Origin of the sequence: Bradyrhizobium sp. 6(2017) (assembly GCF_011058295.2) — a bacterium.
GTDB classification, from domain to species: Bacteria; Pseudomonadota; Alphaproteobacteria; order Rhizobiales; family Xanthobacteraceae; genus Bradyrhizobium; species Bradyrhizobium septentrionale.
Genome location: NZ_CP049289.2, coordinates 4294104 through 4311144 on the forward strand (window position 1 = coordinate 4294104; position 17041 = coordinate 4311144).

At 65.0% G+C, this 17041-nt stretch carries 13 protein-coding genes and 1 tRNA gene; 10 read left to right on the forward strand and 4 right to left on the reverse strand.

Translation table 11 applies throughout. From position 1 onward, the window contains the following. Window positions 1-5: 5 nt before the first annotated feature. The 6 genes from G6P99_RS19880 to ggt all read left to right on the forward strand — a co-directional run bounded on the left by G6P99_RS19880 (window position 6) and on the right by ggt (window position 7092). Window positions 6-1214: a cytochrome P450 family protein gene (locus tag G6P99_RS19880; protein WP_165123210.1), complete on the forward strand. Its 1209-nt coding sequence runs from the start codon at window positions 6-8 to the stop codon at window positions 1212-1214. A gap of 82 nt (window positions 1215-1296) precedes the next feature. Beyond that, complete coding sequence (gene soxC / locus G6P99_RS19885; RefSeq protein ID WP_029078606.1) at window positions 1297-2574, forward strand: sulfite dehydrogenase; 1278 nt, start codon at window positions 1297-1299, stop codon at window positions 2572-2574. Window positions 2575-2608: 34 nt separating this feature from the next. Further along, window positions 2609-3106, forward strand: coding sequence for a c-type cytochrome (locus G6P99_RS19890; protein ID WP_051346042.1), 498 nt, complete (start codon window positions 2609-2611; stop codon window positions 3104-3106). A 190-nt stretch (window positions 3107-3296) separates the two neighbouring features. Then, the gene (locus G6P99_RS19895) at window positions 3297-3602 is read left to right on the forward strand and encodes a BA14K family protein (RefSeq protein WP_029078608.1); all 306 of its coding nucleotides are present in this window, start codon (window positions 3297-3299) and stop codon (window positions 3600-3602) included. Between the two features lie 169 nt (window positions 3603-3771). Then, window positions 3772-5271 carry an amino acid permease gene (locus tag G6P99_RS19900; protein WP_029078609.1) on the forward strand — a complete coding sequence of 500 codons (1500 nt, stop codon included), beginning with the start codon at window positions 3772-3774 and terminating at the stop codon, window positions 5269-5271. Between the two features lie 84 nt (window positions 5272-5355). Continuing rightward, window positions 5356-7092 (forward strand): gamma-glutamyltransferase, encoded by a 1737-nt coding sequence (ggt, locus tag G6P99_RS19905; RefSeq protein WP_029078610.1) that lies wholly within the window; start codon window positions 5356-5358, stop codon window positions 7090-7092. Window positions 7093-7156: 64 nt separating this feature from the next. On the opposite strand, the gene G6P99_RS19910 is transcribed toward ggt, so the two are convergent. Continuing rightward, window positions 7157-7510, reverse strand: coding sequence for a hypothetical protein (locus G6P99_RS19910; protein ID WP_029078611.1), 354 nt, complete (start codon window positions 7508-7510; stop codon window positions 7157-7159). 551 nt (window positions 7511-8061) lie between these two features. Between G6P99_RS19910 and G6P99_RS19915 the strand changes: the two genes are divergently transcribed. The 3 genes from G6P99_RS19915 to G6P99_RS19925 all read left to right on the forward strand — a co-directional run bounded on the left by G6P99_RS19915 (window position 8062) and on the right by G6P99_RS19925 (window position 11367). Then, window positions 8062-10539 (forward strand): penicillin-binding protein 1A, encoded by a 2478-nt coding sequence (locus G6P99_RS19915; RefSeq protein WP_165123212.1) that lies wholly within the window; start codon window positions 8062-8064, stop codon window positions 10537-10539. A gap of 158 nt (window positions 10540-10697) precedes the next feature. Continuing rightward, window positions 10698-10771 (forward strand) — tRNA-Gln (locus G6P99_RS19920). Between the two features lie 188 nt (window positions 10772-10959). Then, a complete protein-coding gene (locus G6P99_RS19925) occupies window positions 10960-11367 on the forward strand; it encodes a GNAT family N-acetyltransferase (RefSeq protein ID WP_029078613.1) in 408 nt (135 codons plus the stop codon). Window positions 11368-11390: 23 nt separating this feature from the next. Here G6P99_RS19925 and G6P99_RS19930 read toward each other — a convergent pair whose 3' ends face one another. The 3 genes from G6P99_RS19930 to G6P99_RS19940 form a co-directional block, all read right to left on the reverse strand. After that, window positions 11391-11903 carry an invasion associated locus B family protein gene (locus G6P99_RS19930; protein WP_165128927.1) on the reverse strand — a complete coding sequence of 171 codons (513 nt, stop codon included), beginning with the start codon at window positions 11901-11903 and terminating at the stop codon, window positions 11391-11393. Window positions 11904-12008: 105 nt separating this feature from the next. Next, on the reverse strand, window positions 12009-15155 hold the full coding sequence (locus tag G6P99_RS19935; RefSeq protein ID WP_029078615.1) for a multidrug efflux RND transporter permease subunit: 3147 nt from the start codon (window positions 15153-15155) through the stop codon (window positions 12009-12011). After that, window positions 15152-16321 carry an efflux RND transporter periplasmic adaptor subunit gene (locus tag G6P99_RS19940; protein WP_165123214.1) on the reverse strand — a complete coding sequence of 390 codons (1170 nt, stop codon included), beginning with the start codon at window positions 16319-16321 and terminating at the stop codon, window positions 15152-15154. Before G6P99_RS19940 ends, G6P99_RS19935 begins: the two co-directional genes overlap by 4 nt. A gap of 182 nt (window positions 16322-16503) precedes the next feature. Here G6P99_RS19940 and G6P99_RS19945 point away from each other — a divergent pair, with 182 nt between their 5' ends. Then, complete coding sequence (locus G6P99_RS19945; protein ID WP_029078617.1) at window positions 16504-16965, forward strand: MarR family winged helix-turn-helix transcriptional regulator; 462 nt, start codon at window positions 16504-16506, stop codon at window positions 16963-16965. The last annotated feature ends 76 nt before the right edge of the window (window positions 16966-17041 follow it).

Sequence of the window (17041 nt, forward strand, 5' to 3'; positions counted from 1 at the left end):
ATGCAATGGCATCGCAACCAGATTTTTCCAGCGAAACATTCAATCGAGATCCTGCCGCCGGCATCGCCGCGCTGCGTGCCCGTGGGCAGGTCGTCGAGGTCAAGTTTCCGATCGTCGGTCGGGTCTGGCTGACGACCACCTACGACACGGCTTCCGCAGTGCTGAAGGACAGCACGACCTTCACGCTCCGCAAGGAAAACGGCGAGGTCGCCGGCTTGCGCTGGTGGATGCCGAAGTCGATCGCGATCGTCGCCAACAACATGCTGACGATGGACGAGCCCGATCATACGCGGCTGCGCAGTATTGTGGACGAAGCCTTCCGACGCCGTGCCGTGCTCGAGATGGAGCCCCACATCCGCAGCATCGCCGATCGTCTGGCAGATGAATTGTTCGCAGCCGGAAGCCCGGCCGACCTGATCCAGCGCTATGCGCGTGTCCTGCCGGTATCGGTGATCTGCGAACTGCTCGGCCTGCCGCCCGCCGACCGGCCAAAATTCATCGCCTGGGCCAATGCGATGACGCAGCTCAGGGGACCGATCAGCTTCCTGCGCATGATGGGTTCGCTGTCGAAGATGCGGAAATACCTCGCGCAGCAATTGCAGCTCGTCCGGGAGCGGGGCGGCGACGGGTTGATGGCGGAACTGGTGCAGGTTGAGAAGGAAGGCGGTCGCATCACACCGGACGAAATGGTTTCGATGGTGTTCCTGCTGCTCGGCGCGGGCTCGGAGACCACGACCCATCTGATCGGCGGATCGGTCTTCGAATTGCTCAAGGATCCCGCGCGACGGGACTGGCTCGCGGCGGACTGGAGTCGCGTCGGCCTCGCGGTCGAGGAATTGCTTCGCTTCGTATCGGCGGTGCAGTTCACCAAGCCACGCTATGTCAGGCGCGACGTCGAGCTGGGTGGTGTCCATCTCAAGAAGGGCGAGCGTGTGATGGCTATGATCGCAGCCGCCAATGTCGATTCCTGCGCGCACGTCCATCCTGATCGAATGGACCTTGAGCGCAAGCCGAACCGGCATGTTTCGTTCGGGACCGGAATCCATTTCTGCCTCGGCCATCAGCTTGCGCGAATCGAGACGACTTGTGCACTGCAGGCGCTGTTCACGCGCTGGCCGCGCCTGCAGCTTGCGGTCCGACCGGAGCAGGTCCGCTGGCGTGGACGTCCCGGCATCCGCTCGATCGACAAATTGCCGGTCGTCGCTGGTAGTTGATGCAGCACTGCGCATTGCAGCCTTGCCTCGCCTCGGCCGTTTGGTGCTAGGCTGCACCTCGTAACGTCAGAGGAAAACGTCGATGAGCGAACACACGACGGACAAGCGCGTGCGAGAGGCGTCTCGCAGGCAATTCCTTCAGGCGGGTGCAGCACTGGCCGGTGGCTCCGCGATGGCGGCAGTTGCCGGTTCTACCGCGCTCGCCGATCAGGGGAATAATCTTCCGCCCAATGTGCCGGAATGGATGAAAGCGCCCGGCGATCCAATGGGAAGCCAGCCCTATGGCACGCCGTCGGTTCACGAGAAGGGCGTCGTCAAGAACATCTCGAAGACATTGCCGCAATATATCTCCGCCTCGGGCCGCACGCCGTTGCAGGAGCTCGACGGCATCATCACGCCGAACGGTCTGTTCTACGAACGCCACCATGGCGGCGTGCCGACGATCGATCCGGCCGAGCACCGGCTGATGCTGCACGGCATGGTCGATCGCCCGCTGCTGTTCACGATGGAGGACATCCGCCGCTTTCCGTCGCAGTCGCGCATCCACTTCATCGAATGCTCCGGCAATCCGGTCTACACCAAGCCCTACGGCAAGACGGCCTCCGACCTCGTTGGCCTCGTGAGCTGCGCGGAATGGACCGGCGTGCCGCTTAAGACGGTGCTCGACGAAGCCGGCCTGCAGGCCGGCGCCAAATGGATCGTGGCGGAAGGCGCCGACGCCGCCGCATTGACGCGCTCGATCCCGATCGAGAAATGCCTCGACGATGCCATGCTGGTCTACAGCCAGAACGGCGAGCGGCTGCGTCCGCAGCAGGGCTATCCGTTGCGGCTGTTGCTGCCTGGCTTCGAGGGCAACATGAATGTGAAGTGGCTGCGCCGGCTCAAGGTGGTCGCCGAGCCGGCCTATTCGCGCGAGGAGACCTCGAAATACACCGACCCGATGCCGGACGGCACGTCGCGCGAATTCACCTTCTATATGGAAGCCAAATCGATCATCACGCGGCCGTCCGGCGGCCAGAAGCTGACCACGCAAGGCTTTCACGAGATCACCGGGCTTGCCTGGAGCGGGCACGGCAAGATCAAAAGCGTGGAGGTCTCACTCGACGAGGGCAAGAGTTGGCAGCAGGCGGAACTCCAGGAGCCGGTGCTGACGCGCGCGCTCACGCGCTTCCGGCTGCCCTGGCACTGGGACGGCAGCCCCGCCGTGATCCAGAGCCGCGCCATCGACGAGACCGGCTACGTGCAGCCGACGCTGGCCGAATTGGTAGCGGTGCGCGGTCTCAACTCCTTCTACCACAACAACGCGATCTGGCCCTGGCGCATCGCTGCAAATGGCGAGGTGAGCAATGGCCAGGCGTAATGTAAAGGTCGCCGCTTGGGTGAGCGCGATCGCGATGTTCGGCATCGCCGCGCATGCCGAGGAGCGCTACGGCATAGGCCGGGCGGCGACGCCGGCGGAGATCGCCGGCTGGAACATCGATATCGGCCGCGACGGCGCGGCGTTGCCGCCGGGCAGCGGCAGCGTCGAGCGCGGCCGCATCGTGTTCAGCGAGCAATGCGCGGCCTGCCATGGCGACAGCGGGCAGGGCGGCGTTGGCGATCGCCTGGTCGGGGGGCAGGGCACGCTGGCGAGCCCCAAGCCGATCCGCACCGTCGGTAGCTATTGGCCCTATGCCTCGACCTTGTTCGACTACATCCGCCGCGCGATGCCGCAGAGCGCGCCGCAGTCGCTGAGCAATGAGGACGTCTACGCGGTGTCCGCCTACATCCTCAGCCTCAACGGCGTCGTCCCCACCAACGCCGTGCTCGACGCGAAATCGCTCGCCGCCGTCAAGATGCCGAACCGCGACGGGTTCGTCTCCGACCCGCGGCCTGACGTGCATAATCGCTGAAGGGCGGGCGGACGTCCCTCGCGAACCGCGGTTGGCGTGCCACGCAGACGGCTGCCTCGCGGCATTGTGACTTGCTGGTCCCTGTGTCCGGACGGTGGTCGTCACCACATCGATTGCGGGCACAGGGACGGCGCTGCTGCCCCTGAACAGTCTATTGGACTATTTTCAATCGATGCATCGGAGAGATCCTATGGCCGGACTCAAGGCCGTTGCAGCCGCTGTGCTGCTGGTGGGAATGACGTTCACGCCGGTCTTGGCTCAGATGTCGGAGCCGGCACTTTTCGACGCGCAGAATCCGGGGCGTAGCGCGATCAATGGCGGCGCCCTGACGCCGTGGGGCGAGGCCCAGCTGGCCGCGCAACAGGGCGGCAACCCGGCCAACGCCTATGGGGCGATACTGGCGGCACCGTCCTCCTCCTGCGCTCGCTACCATTCGTTCGATCCTGCGTCCGGCACCTTCCTTGGCCGCGACGGCCGCCGCCATCCCTGCCAATAAGGCCCCGCACCGCTTGGCCGTAGTTCTTGGCCGTAGTTCTTGGTGGTGGATAAGCGCGCCGGCTGTCGCCCGGCGCCCGAACGACTGCGCGCTAGGCGCGTTATAGTCCGACGATCGTGTCGGGTCCCCCGGACCCGAGCGGCGGAGGGCACCTGACGTGACCGACACCTTGGCCGGTTTCTGGGACCGAAAGTCGACCTCGGACCTGTTGCGCGAGGCGGCGCGCGCGGACGGCGATGCCGAGACGCCGATCTTCAAGCGTTCGCTGTCGGCGTTGCAACTGGTCACGCTCGGCATCGGCGGCATCATCGGCGCCGGCATCTTCGTGCTGACGGGCCACGCGGCCGCCGCCAATGCCGGTCCCGCGGTCACGCTCTCCTTCATGCTTGGCGCCGTCGCCTGCGCGTTCGCCGGCCTGTGCTATGCCGAGATGTCGTCGACCGTGCCGATCTGCGGCAGCGCGTACACCTATGCTTACGCGACGCTCGGCGAACTGATCGCCTGGATCATCGGCTGGGACCTGATCCTCGAATACGCGGTCGGTGCGATCGCGGTCTCGGTCGGATGGTCCGGCTATTTCGTCAGCTTCATGCGCGATTTCGGCATCAACCTGCCGCAGCAATTCACCTCGGCGCCGCTCGCCTATGACGTCAACAGCGGTGCGTGGTCGGCGACCGGCGCCGTCATCAACATCCCGGCGATGGCGATCATCGCCTTCGTCACCGCGCTGCTGGTGGTCGGCATTCGCGAGTCCGCGCGCTTCACCGGCTTCGTCGTGGTGGTGAAGCTCGTCGTCATCGCATTGTTTCTCGCAACCGCGGCTTCGTCGGTCTCGCTGGCGAACTGGGTGACGGCGGGCAATCCGGACGGCGCGCTGATCCCGCCGAATGCCGGCCCGGGCGCATTCGGCTGGTCCGGCGTGATCCGCGGCGCGGCGGTGGTGTTCTTCGCCTATATCGGCTTCGACGCGGTATCGACTGCGGCGCAGGAAGCGAAGACGCCGGAGCGCGACATGCCGATCGGCATTCTCGGCTCGCTCGTGATCTGCGCCACGCTCTATGTCGCGGTCGGCTTCGTGCTGACCGGCATCGTGCCATACGACAAGCTCAGCGTGCCCGATCCGATCGCGGTCGGCATCGATGTGATCGGCATCGGCTGGCTCGGTCCGTTCATCAAGCTCGGCATCCTGTTCGGGTTGACATCGGTGATCCTCATCATGCTGCTGGCGCAGCCGCGGATCTTTCGCGCCATGGCGCATGACGGGCTGCTGCCGGGCTTTGCGGCCAAGATCCATCCGCGCTTCCGGACCCCGTATGTCTCGACCATCTTCTCCGGCACCGTCGCCGCTGTTCTCGGCGGGCTGCTGCCGATCGGGCTGGTCGGCGAACTCGTCTCGATCGGCACGCTGTTCGCATTCACCGTGGTCTCGATCGGCACGCTGGTGCTGCGGCTGCGCGATCCGGAATTGCCACGCCCATTCAGGGCGCCGGCGATCTGGCTGGTGGCCCCGGCTGCCGCTGGGACGTCGCTGTTCCTGATGTTCGGCCTGCCGCTCGACACCTGGATCAGGCTCGCAGTGTGGCTCGTGATCGGGCTGGTGATCTATGCCGCCTACGGCAGGCGCCACAGCCGGCTGCGGGCGAGGGGTGGGGGCAGCGCAGGCCTATAGTGCGCGCGCGTGCGGCCTGCTAGATTTACGCGTTGAGATAGCACCGCAAGCCGTGACAGTCGGCACAGTTCCCGGGAGGCTTCCATGCAAAATCTAACGACGCGAGGGCGATGCGTGATCGCGGCCATTGTCGCGATCGGCCTCACAGCTTCAGTCCCTGGCCGCGCCGCGTCGGTTGCGCCGGTCGCCGCCGAGAACGGAATGGTCGTATCGGCGCAGCATCTCGCGACGCAGGTCGGCATCGAGGTACTGAAGCGGGGCGGCAATGCGGTCGACGCCGCGGTCGCGGTCGGTTACGCGCTTGCGGTGGTTTATCCGGCCGCCGGCAATCTCGGCGGCGGCGGCTTCATGACCATCCAGCTCGCCGACGGCCGCAAGACCTTCCTGGATTTCCGCGAGACCGCGCCGAAGGGCGCCACCGCTAACATGTATCTCGACAAGGACGGCAACGTCGTCAACGGCCTGTCGACCAAGGGGCATCTCGCCGTCGGCGTGCCGGGCTCGGTGTCCGGCATGGAATATGCGCGCGAGAAATACGGCACCATGAAGCGCGCGGACGTGATCGCGCCGGCGCTGCAACTCGCCGAGGACGGTTTTGTGCTGGACCAGGGCGACGTCAGCATGCTGGAGACCACGACCAAGGATTTTCAGGACGACCCGCCTTCGGCCGCGATCTTTCTCAACAATGGAAAGCCGTTCCAGGTCGGCGAGCGGCTGACGCAGCACGAACTCGCCGAAACGCTGCGCGAGATCAGCAAGCGCGGCACAGACGGCTTCTACAAGGGCTGGGTCGGGGCTGCGATCGTGGCCGCGAGCCAGGCCGGCAAGGGCCTGCTGACGCAGGAGGATCTCGACAACTACAAAGTCCGCGAGCTCGCGCCGGTCGAATGCGACTATCGCGGCTATCACGTGGTCTCCGCGCCGCCGCCAAGCTCGGGCGGCGTGGTGATCTGCGAGATCCTGAACATCCTGGAGGGCTACCAGCTCAAGGAACTCGGCTACCATTCCGCGCAGGCGGTGCACTACCAGATCGAGGCGATGCGCCACGCCTATGTCGATCGCAACAGCTATCTCGGCGACCCCGACTTCGTGAAGAATCCGCTCGCGCGTCTGCTCGACAAGGACTACGCGGCGAAGATCCGCGCCGTGATCGACCCGGCCAGGGCCGGCGTCTCCAAGGAGATCAAGCCCGGCGTTCCGCCGCATGAGGGCAGCAACACCACGCATTATTCGATCGCCGACAAGGACGGCAACGCGGTGTCGGTCACCTATACGCTGAACGACTGGTTCGGCGCCAAGGTGACCGCGGCCAAGACCGGCGTGCTGCTGAACGACGAGATGGACGACTTCACCGCCAAGGTCGGCGTGCCGAACCTCTATGGCCTGGTGCAGGGGGAGGCCAATGCGATCGCCCCGGGCAAGCGTCCGCTGTCCTCGATGAGCCCGACCATCGTTTCCAAGGACGGCAAGCCGGTCATGGTGGTGGGCACGCCGGGTGGCAGCCGCATCATTACGGCCGTGCTGCTGACGATGATCAACGCCATCGACTATGGCATGAACGCGCAGGAAGCCGTGGACATGCCGCGCTTCCACCAGCAGTGGCTTCCCGAAGCCACCAATGTTGAGGATTTTGCGCTGTCGCCGGACACGCGGAAGATCCTGGAAGGCTTCGGCCACAAATTCGGCCCGCCGCAGCCGGCCAACCATCTCGCGGTCATCATCGTCGGCGCGCCGTCGCTCGGCGGCAAGCCGGTCGGCAGCAACCGCTTCTATGGCGCGAACGATCCGCGCCGCAATTCGGGGCTCGCTGCCGGCTATTGATTGTCGCTGTGCGATTGTGTGGTGGCGGCTGGGCAGGGCCGCCGCGCGCGATATCGATCGCGCGTCAGGCGACCGCCGTCGACCTGCCGTCGCCGTCCTGGCCGCCGATAAGCAGCAAGCGCCGGCGGATCGCGTCCTCGACCAGCGCCAGCGATTGCCGGGCTTCGCGCGCTTCGGCTTCGGCGGCCCGGGCGCGAAATTCGGCGGCATCGAGCTGCTCCTGCTGGGACTCGATGCGCCGTCGGGCCTCCTCGAGCGCCCGGGAGGCGTCCCTTAGCTTGCGCTCGGTGGCGGCGATGATTTCGAGCTGCGCCTGTTCGGCGGCCTCGGCGCGCGCTTCGCCGGCGCGGGCCCGGTCCTCGATGCTGCGGAACAAATCCGCCGCCTGATAGACGAGGTCCAGGGCTTCCGTGCCCACAGCCGATGTGGGGGGTCTTGGAAATCCAAGGACATTCGGGTCGGCCACAAAAGGCCCCCTAAATCCGCGCAGTGCCATGTAATTCAGCCCGTCGCGAGTCAGCGTATGCCAACAACTTGCAGTAGTTATAGTTAGCGGATCGTTAATGTGACGCAGTCACGGATCCTGTCCACCGGTTTCTGATGACGCAGCACCCGAAACGGCAGCCGGGTAGTGCAGGCGTGCGTTCGGCCCGCGCTTTTCTTTCGTAACTTGTCCCTCGCGCAAGCGCCTCGATTGAGGCCCGGAGCAGGAGACGGCGGAGCGCGCGCGAATCGAGGCGCGGTGCGCCGGAGATCGATGCAGCGCCCGCAGAGCACCGCAAGGCGGGGGAGCTGCTGATTTGGCCGAGAGCGCGAGTCGGGGCTCTATGGCATAAGTTTGACGCCTGGCTCGCTTTAATTCTCCAGCGTCGAATTGCAGGTCGTTGGGGCGACCGATATACCGGGCAACCTATGTGGCACGCAGCGCGCTCAGAACGAGCGACGCACTCGCCACGGAAAATCTGGTCGATGAAATTTCTGTTGCGGTTCTTCGGGTTCCTGTTCACTGCAGGAACCATCCTGTTCCTGGCTGGTCTGGCCGCGGTCGCAGGGCTGTTCTGGCATTTTTCCAAGGACCTGCCCGACTATTCGCAGCTGCAGAACTACGAGCCGCCGGTGATGACCCGCGTGCACGCGGCCGATGGCTCGCTGCTCGGTGAGTTTGCCAAGGAGCGCCGGCTTTATCTGCCGATCCAGGCGGTGCCGAAGCTCGTGATCAACGCGTTCCTCGCCGCCGAGGACAAGAATTTCTATGAGCACGGCGGCATCGACTATACCGGCATGGCACGTGCCGGCGTCTCCTATGTCCAGAACTTCGGTTCCAACCGCCGTCCGCAGGGCGCCTCCACGATCACCCAGCAGGTCGCCAAGAACTTCCTTCTGACCAACGAGGTCTCGTTCAGCCGCAAGATCAAGGAAGCCCTGCTGGCGATGCGAATCGAGCGGGCCTATTCCAAGGACAAGATCCTCGAGCTGTATCTCAACGAGATCTATCTCGGGCTCGGCGCCTATGGCATCGCGGCGGCCTCGCTGGTCTATTTCGACAAGTCGGTGAACGAGCTCACGGTCGCCGAAGCGGCCTATCTGGCGGCGCTGCCGAAAATGCCGGCCAGCCTGCATCCGGTGCGCAACCGCGCGCGCGCCATCGAGCGGCGCAACTACGTGATCGACCGCCTGCAGGAGAACGGCTGGATCACCACCGCCGACGCCGACAAGGCGCGCAAGGACCCGCTCGTCGTCACCAGCCGTTCCAATGGCGCGCACACCTTCGCCGGCGAATATTTCTCGGAAGAGGTCCGCCGCGACATCTTCGAGCGCTACGGCGAGAAGAAGCTCTATGAGGGCGGCCTGTCGGTGCGCACCACGCTCGATCCCAAGGTCCAGGTGATGGCGCGCAAGGCCATGGTGGCGGGGCTCGTGAACTATGACGAGCAGCAGGGCTATCGCGGCGCGATCCAGAAGCTCGATCTGACCAGCGACTGGGGCGTGCCGCTCGCCGAGATCAAGTCGCTCTCGGACATCTCGCCGTGGCGGATGGCCGTGGTGCTGGAGAGCAACGACCAGTCGGCGCGGATCGGCTTCCAGCCGGGCCGTGAGCTCGGCGGCGCCGTCAGCAAGCAGCGCGAGACCGGCATCGTCACGATGGACGGCGTGCGCTGGGCCAAGAGCAAGGGCAAGACGCCGACCTCGGTGGCGCAGGTGCTGCAGCCCGGCGACGTGATCTACGCCGACCCGCTGTTCAAGGACGGTCGCGCCGTCGAAGGCCAGTACCGGCTGCGCCAGATCCCCGAACTGTCGGGCGCGATGGTGGCGATGGACCCGCACACCGGGCGCGTGCTCGCGATGGTCGGCGGCTTCTCGTTCGACCAGAGCCAGTTCAACCGCGCGACCCAAGCCTATCGGCAGCCCGGCTCGACCTTCAAGCCGATCGTTTATTCGACGGCGCTCGACAATGGCTACACCGGATCGACCGTGATGATCGACGCGCCGATCGAGATCGACCAGGGGCAGGGTAATGTCTGGCGGCCGGAGAACTTCTCCACCGGCAAGTATCAGGGCCAGGTGACGCTACGCAACGCGCTCCGGCTGTCGCTCAACACCGTGACGGTGCGGCTGGCGCAGGAAATCGGCATGCCTGTCATCGGCGAATACGCCAAGCGCTTCGGCGTCTATGACGAGCTGCCGAACTATCTCGCCTATGCGCTCGGCGCCGGCGAGACCACGGTGATGCGGATGGCCACGGCCTATTCGATGATCGCCAATGGCGGCGTCCGCGTGAAGCCGACCCTGATCGACCGTATCCAGGACCGCTACGGCCACACCATCTTCAGGCACGACCAGCGCGAATGCCGCGGCTGCGACGCGCCGGAGGGCTGGAAGAGCCAGGCGGAGCCGCAGCTCGTCGACCGCCGCGAGCGGGTGCTCGACGCGATGTCCGCCTACCAGATCACCTCGCTGATGGAGGGCGTGATTCAGGCCGGCACTGGCACCGCGCTGAAGGAGGTCGGCAAGCCGATCGCCGGCAAGACCGGCACCTCCAACGAGGCCAAGGACCTCTGGTTCGTTGGCTTCTCGCCGGACCTCGTGGTCGGACTCTATGTCGGCTACGACAAGCCGCGCTCGCTCGGCCGCAACGCGCAGGCCGGCCACACGGCAGCGCCGATCGCGCGCGACTTCATGAAGCTCGCGCTGGCCGACAAGCCCGCCACCCCGTTCAAGCAGCCGGTCGGCATCAGGCTGGTGCTGGTCGATTCCAAGACCGGCCTGCGCGCCTCGTCCGGTCAGAACCGGGGCGTGGTGCTCGAAGCCTTCAAGCCGGGCCAGGCGCCGCCGTTCTATGATCCGACGATGGTCGCCGGTACCGATGTGATCGACGGGACCCAGCAGCCGATCTCACCCGACGCGGGCCGCGCGGTGATGCAGTCCAGCCCGAGCGGGCTGTATTGAGGGCGATTTTCACGCCCATTCCCCGCCAACAATGCTTGCCAAGCGTGGGACCAAGCAGGTAGAAGGTCGCACTCGCGCGGGCGCTGATTTGGCAAGCGAAGGCGCTGCACCGAGATGTCCAGTCATCCAGCTAAGCTGTTGATACCACGGACAATTCTTGGGGAATGGTGTAACGGTAGCACAACAGACTCTGACTCTGTTTGTCTTGGTTCGAATCCAGGTTCCCCAGCCAATCTGCCTTAATGGCGCGAGCAACCCTCAAAATCCCGACGCGACTGCGCGGCACAGCCTGCTCCTGATGGAGGACCGGTCGTCACCCAGCGTGCCCTCACGGCATCGAGGGTGGATTAGCCCGGCGTAATCCACCATGGTCGCGCGCGCGGCTCCGGCCGCTCGGATGTTGCGACAGAGGTTAAGGTGATGGACGAAATTCTCTATGCCCGCGAAGCGTCGATCGGCATCGACGAGTTCATCGAGGTGCTGCGCCAGTCGAGCCTCGGCGAGCGGCGTCCGCTCGCGGATACCGACCGGATGGAGCGCATGATCGCCAATGCAAATCTGATCGTGACGGCGCGGCAGGAGCACACGCTGATCGGCGTCTCGCGCGCGCTGACGGATTTCGCCTATTGCTGCTACCTGGCCGATCTTGCGGTCGATCGTCGGCACCAGGGGCACGGCATCGGCAAGCGGCTGATCGCGGAAACGCGGCGCCACGCCGGACCTGAATCGATGTGCCTGTTGCTGTCGGCGCCCGACTCGATCGGGTTCTACAAGTCGATCGGCATGCCGCAGCCGGACAACGCGTTCCTCTACAAGCGGGAGCGATAGCGCGGGCGGCTGCCTGCGCTGACCTACTTGATCTTGTCGTACACCGTCGCGAAGTCGGCGAGCGGCATCGGGATAGAGATGGTTTCCTTGGCGAGATTCTGGAACGACACCTTGAGCTGCTTGCCCGATTTCAGCTGGCTCAGGACGTCGGCCGCGATCGGCGCATTGATGTAGCAGCCACGCGCCTCGCAGGTCTGGATCGGCACGTCGACGGCCTTGCCGTCGTCGACCTGCAGCTTGGCGCCGATGGGCAGGTTCAGCCCGAGCGGAAGCTGGATCAGCGCGACCGGCGTGCGGGTGTCGCCGGGAACGCGGATGTTGACCAGCACGATGAGCTGGCCGGTCTTGGTGAGCACCGCGGTCTGCTCCATCGCGCATTCGAGCGGGGCGTCGCGGCTTGCGCTGGTACAGCGCGCGACCCAGCCGGTGTTGTTGGGGGCTGCGGCGTCGCCTTGCGGAGCTGCGGGAGCGGCGGCCGGAGCCGGCGCGGCGGCATTCTTGGCCTTGGGCGTCTGGGCGTGGCCAAGGCCGGCCATGCCGAACGCGGTCAACAGGACGACAAGCGACTTTGCGACAATCTGCACGGTACCTGCTCCGAAACGAACATCTTTCGGATGTGCCGGTATGAAGGCAAAGTCAAGTCACTCGGCGGCCTGCTTGACCGATCCGTCCTCGCCGTCGTCGGCGTCGTGATCGGCGCGCGGCGAGCGGCCCCAATTCGCGAACGCGTTGGAGAGCTTGTCGAGATAGAGATAGACGACGGGCGTCGTGAACAGCGTCAGCGCCTGGCTGACGATCAGGCCGCCGACCATGGCATAGCCGAGCGGCTGGCGGATTTCCGAGCCGGTGCCGGTGCCGAGCATCAGCGGCACGCCGCCGAGCAATGCCGCCATCGTCGTCATCATGATCGGGCGGAAGCGGAGCAGGGCGGCCTGACGGATCGCAGCCTCCGGCTCCATATGCTGGTCGCGTTCGGCGGCGATCGCGAAGTCGACCATCATGATGCCGTTCTTCTTCACGATGCCGATCAGCAGGATGATGCCGATCAGCGCGATCAGCGAGAAGTCGAAACCGGCCGCCATCAGGATCGCCAGCGCGCCGACGCCGGCCGAAGGCAGCGTCGACAGAATGGTGATCGGGTGGATGTAGCTTTCGTAGAGAATGCCGAGGATCAGGTAGACGACGACGAGCGCGGCCAGGATCAACAGCGGCACGGTCGACAGTGATTGCTGGAACGCCTGCGCCGTGCCCTGGAAGCTCGAGCTCAGGGTCGCCGGCGCGCCGAGGTCGACCATCGCCTTCTGCACCGCTTCCGTCGCTTGGCCGAGTGCGACACCCTGCGCCAGGTTGAAGGAGATGGTGATCGCCGGGAACTGGCCCTGGTGGCTGATCGACAGCGGCCGCACCGGCACGCTGGTCCACTTCGCAATGGTCGAGATCGGCACCTGCTCGCCGGTCAGCGGCGACTTGATGTAGATGTTGTTCAGCGTGTCGATCGCGCCCTGCAGTTCGGGCAGCACCTCGAGGATCACGTGGTAGCTGTTGAGCTGGGTGAAGTACTGCGTCACCTGGCGCTGGCCGAACGCGTCATAGAGCGTGTCGTCGATCAGCTGCGGCTGGATGCCGTAGCGCGAGGCGGTGTCGCGGTTGATCTTCAGCTCGACCGTGGTGCCGTTGGTCTGCTGGTCGGTGGCGACGTCGCGCAGCTGCGGCAGCGTCTGCATCTTGCTGAGGATTTTCGGCGCCCACTGGTTCAGTTCGCTGAGATCGGCATCCTGCAGCGTGAACTCGAACTGGGTGCGGGTCGGGCGGCCGCCGAGGCGGACGTCCTGCGCCGCCTGCATGAACAGCCGGGCTCCCTCGATCTTCTCCAGCTTCGGCCGCAGCCGGGCGATCACCTGCTGCGCGTTGGCGTCGCGATCCCTGAGCGGCTTGAGCGTGATGTACATTGCGCCGTTGTTGCCGGCACGGCCGCTGCCGCCGATCGCCATCGCCACCGTCGCGACGGCCGGATCAGTCATCACGATCTTGCCGAGCTCTTCCTGTCTCCGCTTCATCTCGGCGAAGGAGATGTCCTGGTTGGCTTCCGACGTCGCCGTGATCAGGCCGACGTCCTGCTGCGGGAAGAAGCCCTTCGGAATGACGACGAACAGGTAGACCGACAGCGCCAGCGTCCCGAAGAAGATCATCAGCGTCGTGAACTTCCAGCGCAGCGCGAGGTCGAGCCCGCTCTGATAGCCGCGCAGCATCGCATCGAAGCCGCGCTCGCTGAGCTGGTAGAAGCGGCCGTGCCGCTCCTCATTATGGGCGCGCAGGAACCGCGAGGCCATCATCGGGGTCAGCGTCAGCGACACGAACATCGAGACGAAGATCGTCATCGCCAGCACGACAGCGAATTCGCGGAACAGGCGGCCGATGATGCCGCCCATCAGCAAGAGAGGGATCAGCACCGCGACCAGCGAGATGCTGATCGAAACGATGGTGAAGCCGATTTCCTGCGAGCCCTTGAAGGCGGCCGCCATCGGCTTCTCGCCCTCTTCGATGTAGCGGCTGATGTTCTCCAGCATCACGATGGCGTCGTCGACCACGAAGCCGACCGCGATCGTCAGCGCCATCAGCGACAGATTGTCGAGCGTGTAGCCGAACACCCACATCAGCGCGCAGGCGCCGAGCAGCGCCAGCGGCACCGTGACGGTCGGGATCACGGTGGCCCAGAAACTGCGCAGGAAGACGAAGATCACCATCACGACCAGGAAGATGGTCAGGAGCAGGGTGAACTGGACGTCCTCCACCGCGGCGCGGATCGTGGTGGTGCGGTCCGAGATGACATCGATCTTGATCGCCGGCGGGATCGCCGCGACCAGCCGGGGCAGCGCTGCCTTGATCTTGTCGACGGTGTCGATGACGTTGGCGCCGGGCTGCTTGAAAACGACGAGGAACACGCCGCGCTTGCCGTTGGCCCAGGCGGCCTGCTTGGCGTCTTCCGGCCCGGTGACGGCCTGGCCGATGTCGCGGATGCGCAGCGGCCCGCCATTGCGGTAGGCGATGATGACGTCGTTCCACGGATCGGCCGTGAGCAACTGGTCGTTGGCATAGATGGTGTAGGCGCGGGTGGCGCCGTCGATATTGCCCTTCGGGCTGTCGACGGTGGCGATGTTGATCGCGGCGCGGACGTCTTCCAGCGACAGGCCTTTGGCGACCAGCTTGGCCGGGTCGATCTGGACGCGAACCGACGGCTTCTGCTGACCGCCGATGATGACCTGCGCGACGCCGGAAATCTGGCTGATCTGCTGGGCAAGTTGCGCATCGACGCTGTCGCTGACCGTGGTCAGCGGCAGCGTGTCCGACGTCGCCGACAGCAGCATGATCGGCGAGTCGGCCGGGTTGACCTTGCGGTAGGTCGGCGGCGAGGGGAGGGTCTTCGGCAGCTGGCCACTGGCGGCGTTGATGGCGGCCTGCACGTCGTTGGCGGCGCCGTCGATGGAGCGGTTGAGATCGAACTGGATGGTGACCGCCGCGGTGCCCAGATAGCTCGTCGAGGTCATCTGGGCGATGCCCGGGATCTGCGCGAACTGGCGTTCAAGCGGCTGGGCGACCGAAGTCGCCATCGTCTCCGGGCTTCCGCCCGGCAGCGTCGCGGTGATCTGGATGGTCGGGAAGTCGACCTGCGGCAGCGGCGCCACCGGCAACAGCGGATAGGCGACGAGACCTATGAACAGGATGCCCGCCATCAGCAGCGAGGTGCCGATGGGGAAGCGAATGAATGGTGCGGAAATTCCGGCGCTCATTCCTGCGTGACCTTCGACTGGGATTGATCCGAGCTCGCCACCGCCGTCGTCACCAGGGTCCCCGGCGAGACCTTGTACTGGCCCGCGGTGATCACCTGCTGTCCCGGCGACAGGCCTTCCTCGATCACCGACTTGCCGTCGATCGACTGGCTGACCTTTATCTTGCGAAGCTCGGCCTTGTTCTCCTGATTGACTGAATACGCGTAGAGGCCTTCGGTGCCATGCTGCACCGCGTCATCCGGGACGACGGTGGCATCCTTCAAGGTCCTGACCAAGAGCCGGGTCGAGACCGACTGGCCCGGCCACAGCGCATGGTCCTTGTTATCAAACACCGCCTTCAGCCGGACAGTCCCGCTTGACGTGTCGACCTGGTTGTTGATCAGCGCCAGGGTTCCGGTGGACAGCACCCGCTTGCCGTCGGTGGTCAGAGCAATGGTCTTGGGCGGTGCCACGGCCAGCGCCGCCTTGATGTCGGGCAGCTGGTCTTCCGGTGCAGTGAAGATCACCGTGATCGGCTCGATCTGCGTGATCGTCACGATGCCGGTCTGGGCCGAGGCGTTGACGATGTTGCCGATATCGACCAGTCGCAGGCCGACGATGCCGTCGATCGGCGACTTCACGGTGGTGTAGTCGACCTGGGTCTGGGCGTTGAAGATGGCGGCCTCGTCGGCGGCGATCTGGGCCGTGAGCTGGGCCACGGTGGAGCGCTGGGTGTCGAGCTGCTGGCGCGTCGCGAACTCGCCGAGCTTGGTGTAGCGCTGCAGGTCGAGATTGGCGTTGGCGATATTGGCCTCGTCCTGGGCCTTCTTGGCCTTGGCCTGGTCGAGCGTCGCCTGATAGGGCCGCGGATCGATCTCGACCACTGTGTCGCCGGCCTTGACGAATTGGCCTTCCTTGAAGGCGATCCTGGTGATCTGGCCGTCGACCCGGGTGCGGACCTGGACGGTGTTGAAGGCCTGCACGGTGCCGAGCCCGGTGAGATAGACCGGGAAGTCAGCCTTCTCGACCGGCGAGATCTTGACCGGAACGGCCGGGCGCTGGGCAGCCCGCTTCTGCGCAGCCGCGATCGCCTGCTGGTTGTCGATGTATTTCTGCCAGCCGAAATAACCGGCCGCGCCGACCGCTGCGATCACTAAAACCCAACCGATGGTGCGTGACTTTGACATGCGGACTCTTGGGCTCGACGTAACAATAAAGGGTGATCGAAACGGTTCACAGAGCTTGCGGATATAATATGCGTGCACTTAATGTGTAAACACACCAAGGCTTGAGAATCCTAAACATTTGGAAAGGTTTAGGTCAGAAACGATCAGAAACATTCCGTCTGGGAAATGCACCGAGGACCCCTATGTCGCTCGATCTCAAACGCCAGTTCATTGCGCAACTCGTGGAGAGTTCCAGGCTGCTGCGCAATTATATCGATCATCGCGCCAAGGCGCGAGGCACCACGCGTGCACAATGGATTGTGCTGTTCCGCCTGCGCGAGCAGGAGGGACTGTCCCAGGTCGATCTCGCCGACGTGCTCGAACTGCAGCCGATCTCGCTGGTGCGGCTGCTTGATCGCCTGGTCGAGCATGGCCTGCTCGAACGCCGGCCTGACCCGAGGGATCGCCGCGCCAATCGCCTGTTCCTGACCAGGACCGGGCGCCGCCTCGTCGATGATCTCGACAGTCTGCGCGATGCCATCGCCGGCGACGTGCTGCGCGACGTATCCGACAAGCATGTCGAAAGCGGCCTCAACACGCTTCGCGAGGTCAAGGATCGCATCAAGGCGCTCGGCGAGGAGGCGGAGCACATCGCCGCGAAATAGCGCGCATCTCGTCGCGCGCAGATCTGCTTTCTTGTCCGTTCACCTGCTGCAGCTTGCGCGACGTGGTTGAAACGCC

Coding starts and splice junctions, on each gene's coding strand:
- G6P99_RS19895 (WP_029078608.1), top strand. CDS start 3,297: ATGGCCGGACTCAAGGCCGTTGCAGCCGCTGTGCTGCTGGTGGGAATG.
- soxC (WP_029078606.1), top strand. CDS start 1,297: ATGAGCGAACACACGACGGACAAGCGCGTGCGAGAGGCGTCTCGCAGG.
- G6P99_RS19935 (WP_029078615.1), bottom strand. CDS start 15,155: ATGAGCGCCGGAATTTCCGCACCATTCATTCGCTTCCCCATCGGCACC.
- G6P99_RS19930 (WP_165128927.1), bottom strand. CDS start 11,903: ATGGCCGGCCTTGGCCACGCCCAGACGCCCAAGGCCAAGAATGCCGCC.
- G6P99_RS19925 (WP_029078613.1), top strand. CDS start 10,960: ATGGACGAAATTCTCTATGCCCGCGAAGCGTCGATCGGCATCGACGAG.
- G6P99_RS19940 (WP_165123214.1), bottom strand. CDS start 16,321: ATGTCAAAGTCACGCACCATCGGTTGGGTTTTAGTGATCGCAGCGGTC.
- ggt (WP_029078610.1), top strand. CDS start 5,356: ATGCAAAATCTAACGACGCGAGGGCGATGCGTGATCGCGGCCATTGTC.
- G6P99_RS19890 (WP_051346042.1), top strand. CDS start 2,609: ATGTTCGGCATCGCCGCGCATGCCGAGGAGCGCTACGGCATAGGCCGG.
- G6P99_RS19915 (WP_165123212.1), top strand. CDS start 8,062: ATGAAATTTCTGTTGCGGTTCTTCGGGTTCCTGTTCACTGCAGGAACC.
- G6P99_RS19945 (WP_029078617.1), top strand. CDS start 16,504: ATGTCGCTCGATCTCAAACGCCAGTTCATTGCGCAACTCGTGGAGAGT.
- G6P99_RS19880 (WP_165123210.1), top strand. CDS start 6: ATGGCATCGCAACCAGATTTTTCCAGCGAAACATTCAATCGAGATCCT.